Source organism: Thermomonas sp. (genome assembly GCF_041919455.1).
Taxonomy (GTDB): Bacteria; Pseudomonadota; Gammaproteobacteria; order Xanthomonadales; family Xanthomonadaceae; genus Thermomonas.
In genome coordinates, this window is record NZ_JAYRTQ010000024.1 from 26,326 (window position 1) to 35,616 (window position 9,291).

Below are 9,291 nucleotides of genomic sequence, written 5' to 3' on the forward strand. Positions count from 1 at the left end.
CCCGCCGTGAAAGAAGCCGTCATCGTCTCCACCGCGCGCACCGGGCTGGCCAAGAGCTGGAAGGGCGCGTTGAACCTCAGCCACGGGGCGACCGTGGGTGGCCACGTGGTGCGCCATGCGGTCGAGCGCGCCGGCATCGATCCTGCCGAGGTCGAGGACGTGGTGATGGGTTGCGCCACACCGGAAGGCGCAACCGGCAGCAACATCGCCCGCCAGATCGCGATTCGCGCGGGCCTGCCGGCCAGCGTACCCGGCGCCACCGTCAACCGCTTCTGCGCCTCCGGCCTGCAGGCGATCGCGCAGACCGCGCAACGCATCGTCGCCGGCGAAGGCGAGGTGTTCGTCGCCGGTGGCGTGGAATGCATCTCCACCGTGCAGGGCACCATCAACCAGCACATGCTGGAAGACGCCTGGCTGAAGCGACACGTTCCCGCGATCTACATGCCGATGCTGCAGACCGCGGAGATCGTGGCCAAGCGCTACGGCATCGACCGCGAACGACAAGACCGTTACGGCACCGAGAGCCAGCTGCGTGCCGCTGCGGCGCAGACCGCCGGCCGCTTCGACGACGAGATCGTGCCGATCACCGTGCGCATGGCCGTCGCCGATCCGGTGACAAAGGCGGTCGGCACGCGCGAGGTCACCCTGGATCGCGATGAGGGCGTACGCGCGGACACCACGTACGACGCGGTGGCGAAGATCCGCAGCGCAGTCCCCGGCGGCGTCATCTCGGCGGGCAACGCCAGCCAGTTTTCCGATGGTGCCTCGGCCAGCGTGCTGATGTCGGCGGATGCCGCCGCGCGCAAGGGCTTGCAGCCGCTGGGCATTTTTCGCGGCTTCGCGGTGGCGGGTTGCGAGGCCGACGAGATGGGCATCGGCCCGGTGTTCGCGGTGCCGAAGCTGCTGAGGAACGCCGGCCTGACGGTGGACGACATCGGCCTGTGGGAACTCAACGAGGCCTTCGCCGTGCAGGTCCTGTATTGCATGGACACGCTCGGCATCCCGCACGACCGGCTCAACGTCAATGGCGGCGCGATCGCGGTCGGCCATCCGTACGGCGTCAGCGGGGCGCGCCTGGTCGGCCATGCGCTGATCGAGGGCAAGCGTCGCGGCGTGAAGTACGTGGTGGTCACCATGTGCGTGGGTGGCGGGCAGGGTGCGGCCGGCTTGTTCGAGGTCGCCTGATCGATGTCGGTGCCGTTGATCCCGCGCCGCGAACTGCACTTCCAGTTGCACGACTGGCTGGGCGTGGATGCCTTGCTGCAGGCCCCGCGGTTCGCCGCGCATTCGGCGGAGACCTTCGACGCGGTGATGGATAGTTGCGATCGACTGGCCGCCGAGGTGTTCGCGCCGTGCTACCAGGCCGCCGATCGCGACGAGCCGCAGTTCGATGGCGAACGGGTCAGCGTGCATCCGCAGGTCGCCGACGCAGTGCGTGAGTTCGCGGGCAGTGGGTTAATCGCAGCGACCGAGGACGATGCCGTCGGCGGCATGCAGTTGCCGGTGGTGGTGGAGAAGGCGGCGCTGGTGAATCTGTATGCCGCCAACATCGGTGCCTGCGCTTATCCGCTGCTGACCATGGGCAACGCGCGCCTGTTGCTTGCCCATGGCACGCACGCACAGATTGATGCGTTCGCGATGCCGCAGTTGCGAGGCGACTGGACCGGCACGATGTGCCTGTCGGAGCCACAGGCGGGCTCCTCGCTGTCCGACATCACCACCCGCGCGACCTTTGAGCGCGAGTCCGCATTCGGACCGCAGTACCGGCTCGACGGCCGCAAGATGTGGATCTCAGGCGGCGAGCACGAAATCCTCGGCAACATCGTCCACCTCGTGCTGGCGAAAGTGCCTGATGCCGATGGCAGGTTGCTGCCGGGAACGCGCGGCATCTCGCTGTTCATCGTGCCGCGTTCGCTGGTCGGCTCGGACGGCAATGTCGGCGAACGCAACGACGTCAGCCTGGCCGGTTTGAACCACAAACTGGGCTATCGCGCGACGGTGAACTGCGCGCTGAATTTCGGCGAGGGGCGCTTCACGCCGGAAGGCCGCGCGGGCGCGATCGGCTATCTCGTCGGCAAGCCGGGCGGGGGCCTCGCCGGCATGTTCCACATGATGAACGACGCGCGCATCGGTGTTGGCTTGGGTGCGGTCGCGTTGGGCTATGCCGGTTACCTGCACGCGCTGGACTACGCGCGCAATCGCCCGCAGGGACGCTTGCCGGGGCCAGCGGGGAAGGATCCGTCGCAACCGCAAGAGCCTCTGGTCGCGCATGCGGACGTGCGGCGGATGCTGCTGGCGCAGAAGAGTTATGCCGAGGGCGGGCTTGGCCTGGTGCTCTACTGCGCCAGGCTGGTGGACGAAGCCCGCATCGCCCGCGAGGCCGGGGATGCGTCCGCTGCGTCGTCACGCGATCTGTTTCTGGACATCCTGACGCCGATCGCCAAGAGCTGGCCGTCGCAGTGGTGCCTGCACGGCAATGATCTGGCCATCCAGGTGCATGGCGGCTACGGCTATACGCGCGACTACAAGGTCGAACAGCTGTGGCGCGACAACCGGCTCAACCCGATCCATGAAGGCACCCACGGGATCCAGGGCATCGACCTGCTGGGTCGCAAGGTGGCGATGTTCGATGGCGCGGCGTTCGCGGCTTATTGCGCGTTGCTTGATGCAAGCATCGCGCGTGCCGTCGGCACATCATGCGCGGCGCTTGCCGATGCCTTGTCGATGCGACTCGCGCGCCTGCGCGACGTCACCGCGTCGTTGCTGCAGGTCGCCGATCCGGTGGCGCGGCTGGCGAATGCGAGCGCGTACCTGGAAGCGTTTGGCCACGTCACCGTGGCGTGGATCTGGTTGGATCAGGTGCTTGCGCTGGGTGATCGCGAAGACGACTTCGCCCGAGGCAAGCATCAAGCGGCACGCTATTTCATGCAGTGGGAACTGCCGCGCGTGGATGCGTGGCTGGACCGGCTGGCCGACAACGACGACACCGCGCTGGCGATGCGCGACTACTGGTTCTGAAGGAGTGGACATGCACGGCAACAAGACCTTGTTCGACCTCGATGGGCGCGTGGCCCTGGTCACCGGTGGTTCGCGCGGCCTCGGCCTGCAGGTCGCCGAAGCGCTCGGAGACTACGGCGCGACAATCGCAATCTCCGCACGCAAGCAGCATGAGCTCGATGCCGCGCTGGAGCACCTGCGCGCACGCGGCATCCGCGCGGAGGCCTTCGCCGCCGATGCCAGCAAGCCGGAAGCGGTGACGCAGCTGGTCGATGACGTCCTCGCCGCATTCGGCCAGGTGGATGTGCTGGTCAACAACGCCGGCGCAAGCTGGGGCGCGCCGGCGGAGGACTATCCGCTGGAGGCCTGGGACAAGGTGTTCGACCTCAATGTGCGCGGACTGTTTGCGTTGTCGCAGCAGGTCGCGAAGCGTTCGATGCTGCCGCGCGGTGCCGGGCGGATCATCAACGTGGCGTCGGTGGCGGGCCTGCGCGGCAATGCCGGTGGTCTGCTCAAGACCGCGGCGTACAACGCCTCTAAGGGTGCGGTGGTCAACCTCACGCGCGCGCTAGCGGCGGAGTGGGGCGGCCGCGGCATCACCGTCAACGCGATCGCACCTGGCTTCTTCCCGTCGAAGATGAGCCAGGGCGTGATCGAAGCGCTCGGGGAGGAATCGCTGATGGGTCACGCACCGCTGCGCCGGCTTGGTGGGGATGAAGACTTGAAGGGCGCCGCGCTGTTGTTCGCCTCCGATGCCGGCCAGCACATCACCGGCCAGGTGCTGGCGGTCGATGGCGGGTATACCGCGGTATGAAGATCTGCTCATTGCGCGGCAAGGTCGCGGTGATCACCGGCGCGGGCTCCGGCTTCGGCCGCGAATTCGCACGCATCGCCGCCGCGGAAGGCATGGCGCTGGTGCTGGTCGACGTACAGGCGGATGCATTGGCCGAGACCGTCGCCGAACTCGACGGCATCGACATCCTCCATCGCACGCTGGATGTCACCGATGGCGAGGCGATGGAGGTGCTCGCCACTGATGCATTCGAGCGCTTCGGTGCGGTGCACCTGCTGTTCAACAATGCCGGCGTGGGCAGTACCGGCCTGCTGTGGGAAGCCACCACGCGCGACTGGGAGTGGGTGGTGGGCGTCAACCTGTGGGGCACCATCCACGGGGTGCGCGCCTTCGTGCCGCGCATGCTTTCCGCCGCGAAAGCCGATCACGACTATCGCGGACGCGTGATCAACACCGCCTCGATGGCCGGGCTGATCGATCCGCCGTTGATGGGGCCGTACAACGTGGCCAAGCATGCCGTGGTGTCGCTGTCCGAAACCCTGCACCAGGACTTGTCGTTGGTCACCGACCAGATCGGTTGCTCGGTGTTGTGCCCGTCGTGGGTCGCGACGGGTATCGCGAAATCGCATCGCAATCGCCCGCATGACGACCCCACCCGTTCGCGTGCCGCGGCATTGGGCGCATCGATGGTGGAGAAGGCCATCGCCTCGGCGAAGGTGACTGCGGACGATGTCGCGCGCCTGACCTTCGATGCCATCGCCCACGATCGCTTCTGGGTGCTGCCGCACCCGCAGGCGATCGAAGGCGTGCGCGAACGTGCCGATGCGCTGCTCGCAGGCGGCGCACCTGCCGATCCGTATGCCGCGATCCCGCATGTGCGCCAGCAACTGGTCGCGGCGCTGCGTGCGCCCTGATCGGATGGAGTTTGCATGGACCTGAATTTCAGCGCCGACGAGATCGGATTCCGCGAGGAAGTCCGCGCGTTCGTGGATGCAAACCTGCCCGGCGACATCCGAGACCGCATGCGCCGCGGCGACGAGTCGCACTTGGCCGAGGACGTGCGCCGCTGGCAACGCATCCTGTTCGAGCGCGGCTGGGGCGCTGCCATGTGGCCTTCCGAGTTCGGCGGCACCGGCTGGGACAAGACCCGGCAATACCTGTTCGACATCGAGTGCTTCGCCGCCGATGCGCCGATCCAGTTGCCGTTCGGCCTGAAGATGGTCGCGCCGGTGATCATGCGCTATGGGTCGGAGGCGCAGAAGGCGCGTTTCCTCCCGCGGATCCTCGACGCCAGCGATTGGTGGTGCCAGGGCTATTCCGAACCGGGCAGTGGCTCCGACCTCGCTTCGCTGAAGACCCGTGCGCAGCGCGATGGCGATCACTTCGTCGTCAATGGCCAGAAAGCCTGGAACACGCTGGGCCAGCACGCCGACTGGATCTTCTGCCTGGTGCGCACGGATGCGGCAGCCAAGCCGCAGCGCGGGATCAGCTTCCTGCTGATCGACATGAAGACGCCGGGCATCCGCGTGCAGCCCACACGTTTGCTCGACGGCCGACACGAGGTCAACGAAATCTTCTTCGACGACGTTCGTGTGCCGGCGGAGAACCTGGTGGGCGAGGAGAATGCCGGCTGGACCTACGCCAAGTTCCTGCTCGGCCACGAACGCACCAACATCGCCGGGATCGGCGCCAGCCGCCGTGAACTTGCGAGGCTCAAGCGCATGGCCAGCGAAGCAATGCGCAACGGTGCAGCGCTGCTCGACGATCCGATCTTCGCCACCCGCATCGCCCAGCTGACGCTGGAGCTGAAGGCGCTGGAAGTCACCAACCTGCGGGTGATCTTCGCCGAGGCGCGTCAGCAGTCGCCGGGGCCGGAAGCCTCAATGCTGAAGATCCGCGGCACCGAGATCCTGCAACGCATCAGTGAATTGCAGGTCGAGGCGTTGGGTTCGCGCGCCTTGCGGTTCGACGGCGATGGCGAAGACGTACCGCGTGTCGCAGCCCAGTACATGAACCTGCGCAAGTTGAGCATCTACGGCGGATCCAACGAGATCCAGCGCAACATCATCGCGCAGATGGTCCTGCAGCTCTGACGAGGACGACCATGGATTTTTCCTTCACCGACGAACAGCAACTGCTGCAGGACTCGATCCGGCGCTACCTGGAAACGAGTTACGCGCTGGAACATCGCGCCGGCATCCTTGCCAGCGAGGCGGGATGGTCGGCGACGACTTGGGCCGAACTGGCCGAGCTCGGCCTGCTGGCACTCGACATCGATGAAGCCGATGGCGGCATCGGTGCCGGTCCGGTCGGCACGATGCTGGTCGCGCAAGCCATCGGTGCCGCGCTGCTGGTCGAGCCGTTCCATTCCAGCGCGGTATTGGCCACGCGCTTGATTTCGGCGCTGGCGCAGGGCGCACAACGCGAACAGCTACTGGGCGCGTTGACGTCCGGCGACGTCATCGCCGTGTTCGCGCACGACGAGGATGGCGACTGGTTCGCGCCGCGCTCGACCGTCGCCACGCGCGAGGGCGATGGCTGGCGATTGCAGGGGTGGAAGTCGTGCGTCTACCACGCCCCGATGGCGCGCTGGCTGCTTGTGAGCGCGCGTGTCGGCGATGGCGTCGGTGTGTTCATGGTCGATCGTGAAGCGGCAGGCGTTGCCTTGCGCGACTACCGCACGATCGATGGCATGCGTGCCGCCGATGTCGAGCTGGACGTCATGGTCGCTGTCGATTCACGGCTTGGCGATGCCGATGCCAGCGAAGCCATCGACGAGGCACTGGATCGCGGCATTACGGCGTTGTGCGCGGATGCGCTCGGCGTGCTGGACCGCGTCCTCGCCGCCACGGTGCAATACGCCCGCGACCGCGTGCAGTTCGGCACCGCCATCGGTCGCCTGCAGGCTTTGCAGCACCGGATGGCGGACATGTACATGCAGGTCGAGCAGGCGCGTTCGATGACCTATCTCGCTACGTCCGCCTGCCTGCAATCCGATGCGCGCGCGCGACGCGAAGCAGTGAGCGGCGCGAAAGTCGTGGTCGGTCAGGCCGCACGCAAGGTGGGCCAGGAAGCGGTGCAGTTGCATGGCGGCATGGGCATGACCGACGAACTGGATGTCAGCCATTGCTTCAAGCGCCTGCTCGCGTTCGAGCTGCGCATGGGCGGCACCGATGAACACCTTGCGCACTATCGCGGGCTTGTGCACTCGCAGGCCGCATAGCGTGCAGGGCCGATGCATCGGCCGAACGAGATCAAGCCTTTCGGTGGGCGGCCGCCAGCATCGCGCCCATGCGCTCGTGGATCAGGTTGACGGCCTTGAGTGGCCGGATCATCACCTTGAACTCGACGATCTGGCCGGTTTCGTTCCAGTTGATGATGTCGACGCCGTTGACCAGCACGCCGTCGATCTCGGTTTCGAATTCCAGCATGGCATCGGACGGCCCGAGGATCTCGCGCACGTAGCGGAAGGTCGGATTGAAGAAGACCTTGAACGCGGCGGACAGATAGGCCTTCGCGAGCGCCTTCCCGTGCTGCGGGGCATGCACGATCGGCGAGAGGAAGACCGCGTCATCGGCAAGCAGGCCGTCCAGCCCGGATGCGTCGTTGGTCGCGACGAGTCGGTGCCAGGTCTCGATCGGATGCGGGTTCATGGCGATGGCGGGCCTTGTATCTCGTTCGGGGGTTGATGGATCGCGGCGATCAACTGGACTCATTGTCCTGTGGGCGGCTGCCAGAGTTCGACCTTGTTCCCTTCCGGATCGATGACCCATCCGAACTTGCCCTGTTCGGATGTCTCCATCTTGTCGACGACGTTGCACCCGGGTTCTACCCCGTTTCCACGGACTGTTGGGTTAAGAGTCTAAAGGCCTGATCGTTCGCATCCAGCCTGCGTCGCATGCGCGGGTTGTGGAAGCGTTCGATGTAGTCGAACACATCACTTCTGGCGTCGGACATCGTCAGATAGCGGCGGCGGTACACACGTTCGCGCTTGAGCACGCCGAAGAAGCCCTCCATCGCGGCGTTGTCACCACAATGACCTACCGCGCTCATGCTGCTGATGATGTGGTGGTCCTTCAGAAACTGCTGGTAGTCTGCGCTGGTGAACTGCGCGCCACGGTCCGAGTGCAGGATTACAGGGCTGCGATCGGGTCGTTGCCAGCAGGCCATCATCACCGCCTTGAGCACCATATGCCGATCCTGGACAGGCGACATCGACCAGCCGACCACTTGGTGGGAGAACAGGTCCAGCACGGCACACAGATACAACCAACCTTCGCCGGTCTTGATGAAGGTGATGTCGACCACCCACTTGGTGTTCGGTTCCCATGCCTGGAAGTCGCGCTCCAAGTGATTGCGCACATAGGCTGGTCGCACGCCTGAGGGTTTGCGCCGCCACTGCCGCTTCTGCGGCACGCCGAACAGGCCATTGCTCGCCATGAGGCGCGCCACGCGGTTCAGGCTGGCGGTCTCGCCTTCATAGCCTAGTTCCTCGTACATGCGCGGTGCGCCCATCACGCCGTCGCTATCGGTGTGATGCTGGTGGATCCTCTCCAGCAAGCGTGCGTTGTCTCGCGCACGCATACTGGGAGCGCGCTTTGCCCAGTCGTGGAAGCCGCTGGCCGAGACCTTCAAACAACGGCACATGAGCCGGACCGGGTACTCGCCGCGGTGACGTCGGATCGCCTCGTACCTCAAGACGATGCCTTGGCAAAGAACGTCGCCGCATCTCGCAAAAAATCCCGCTCCTTCTTCACCCGGGCCAGCTCAAGCTTGAGTGCCAGCAACTCCTGGTCCCTGGCCGTACCTGCACCGGGGAAGGCCTTTGCGCCACCCCCATCAAGCTCACGTCGCCATCGATGCAATTGATTGGGAAGGATACCCACGTCTCGGGCTATCTGGGACACGTTCGCTCCCGGCAGTCGTGTCAGTCCAACCGCCTCACGCTTGAACTCTTCGCTGTACTTCCTTCGCTGTTGCATGACACTCCTCCTGCCCCATGATGGGGCTTAACTGAAGTGTCCGTGATATCGGGGTAGAACCCCTAGATTGATTGCCGTTTTCTCCGGACAGAGTCGCGGCATCTGATAGACCATCTCATTGAGGCACCGGTTGAAGTAAAGCCATTGCTTGGTGAATGGGCGATAGAGGCTGGTTCGGATACATTCGGATTCGAACGCGTAGCTGCGATCTTTACTAAGATCATGCGTCAATGCACGCGCCCAACTGATTCGCGTCGGATCGGCATAGACGAATCCATCCACACGTTCATGCCGTTACGTCTTGTTTAGCCCCGGATGCGCTGCATTAAAGTTCGCCAATTCGGCATTGTAGAACTCGATCAAGCTGGACATGTGGGCTGGCAGTTTGGCTGGAGGGTGTCAGGATTTTTGTGTGGGGCCCTACGATGACGAGATTCAGGAGCCCCCCATGCCTCGCAAGAAGACCCCGCCGGCGGCTGCGCCGGAAGCGATCCTGCCCCAGGACCTGCTTGAGAAGTT

At 65.1% G+C, this 9,291-nt stretch carries 9 protein-coding genes; 6 read left to right on the forward strand and 3 right to left on the reverse strand.

What is annotated here, in order from left to right; genetic code table 11:
- The first annotated feature begins 6 nt into the window (after positions 1 to 6).
- Genes ACE3T8_RS13290 through ACE3T8_RS13315 form a run of 6 tightly spaced genes read left to right on the forward strand, consistent with a single transcriptional unit; the run spans position 7 to position 7,013 of the window.
- The gene (locus tag ACE3T8_RS13290; protein ID WP_374609702.1) at positions 7 to 1,185 is read left to right on the forward strand and encodes an acetyl-CoA C-acyltransferase; all 1,179 of its coding nucleotides are present in this window, start codon (positions 7 to 9) and stop codon (positions 1,183 to 1,185) included.
- 3 nt (positions 1,186 to 1,188) lie between these two features.
- Complete coding sequence (locus tag ACE3T8_RS13295; protein WP_374609704.1) at positions 1,189 to 3,018, forward strand: acyl-CoA dehydrogenase; 1,830 nt, start codon at positions 1,189 to 1,191, stop codon at positions 3,016 to 3,018.
- 10 nt (positions 3,019 to 3,028) lie between these two features.
- The gene (locus tag ACE3T8_RS13300; protein ID WP_374609706.1) at positions 3,029 to 3,811 is read left to right on the forward strand and encodes an SDR family oxidoreductase; all 783 of its coding nucleotides are present in this window, start codon (positions 3,029 to 3,031) and stop codon (positions 3,809 to 3,811) included.
- The gene (locus tag ACE3T8_RS13305) at positions 3,808 to 4,704 is read left to right on the forward strand and encodes an SDR family oxidoreductase (protein WP_374609708.1); all 897 of its coding nucleotides are present in this window, start codon (positions 3,808 to 3,810) and stop codon (positions 4,702 to 4,704) included. Before ACE3T8_RS13300 ends, ACE3T8_RS13305 begins: the two co-directional genes overlap by 4 nt.
- Positions 4,705 to 4,719: 15 nt before the next feature.
- Positions 4,720 to 5,883: an acyl-CoA dehydrogenase family protein gene (locus tag ACE3T8_RS13310; RefSeq protein WP_374609710.1), complete on the forward strand. Its 1,164-nt coding sequence runs from the start codon at positions 4,720 to 4,722 to the stop codon at positions 5,881 to 5,883.
- A gap of 11 nt (positions 5,884 to 5,894) precedes the next feature.
- Entirely contained in the window at positions 5,895 to 7,013 is a 1,119-nt protein-coding gene (locus ACE3T8_RS13315) for an acyl-CoA dehydrogenase family protein (protein ID WP_374609712.1), read from the forward strand.
- A gap of 31 nt (positions 7,014 to 7,044) precedes the next feature.
- On the opposite strand, the gene ACE3T8_RS13320 is transcribed toward ACE3T8_RS13315, so the two are convergent.
- The 3 genes from ACE3T8_RS13320 to ACE3T8_RS13330 all read right to left on the reverse strand — a co-directional run bounded on the left by ACE3T8_RS13320 (position 7,045) and on the right by ACE3T8_RS13330 (position 9,054).
- Positions 7,045 to 7,443, reverse strand: a complete 399-nt coding sequence (locus ACE3T8_RS13320) for a nuclear transport factor 2 family protein (RefSeq protein WP_374609713.1) — start codon at positions 7,441 to 7,443, stop codon at positions 7,045 to 7,047.
- 175 nt (positions 7,444 to 7,618) lie between these two features.
- Positions 7,619 to 8,772, reverse strand: a protein-coding gene (locus tag ACE3T8_RS13325; RefSeq protein WP_374609715.1) for an IS3 family transposase whose coding sequence is annotated in 2 segments (ribosomal slippage) — positions 7,619 to 8,532 and positions 8,532 to 8,772 — 1,155 coding nt in all. Because the reading frame shifts where the segments join, the coding sequence is not laid out codon by codon here.
- A gap of 27 nt (positions 8,773 to 8,799) precedes the next feature.
- Positions 8,800 to 9,054: a type ISP restriction/modification enzyme gene (locus ACE3T8_RS13330; RefSeq protein ID WP_374609717.1), complete on the reverse strand. Its 255-nt coding sequence runs from the start codon at positions 9,052 to 9,054 to the stop codon at positions 8,800 to 8,802.
- Positions 9,055 to 9,291 lie beyond the last annotated feature (237 nt).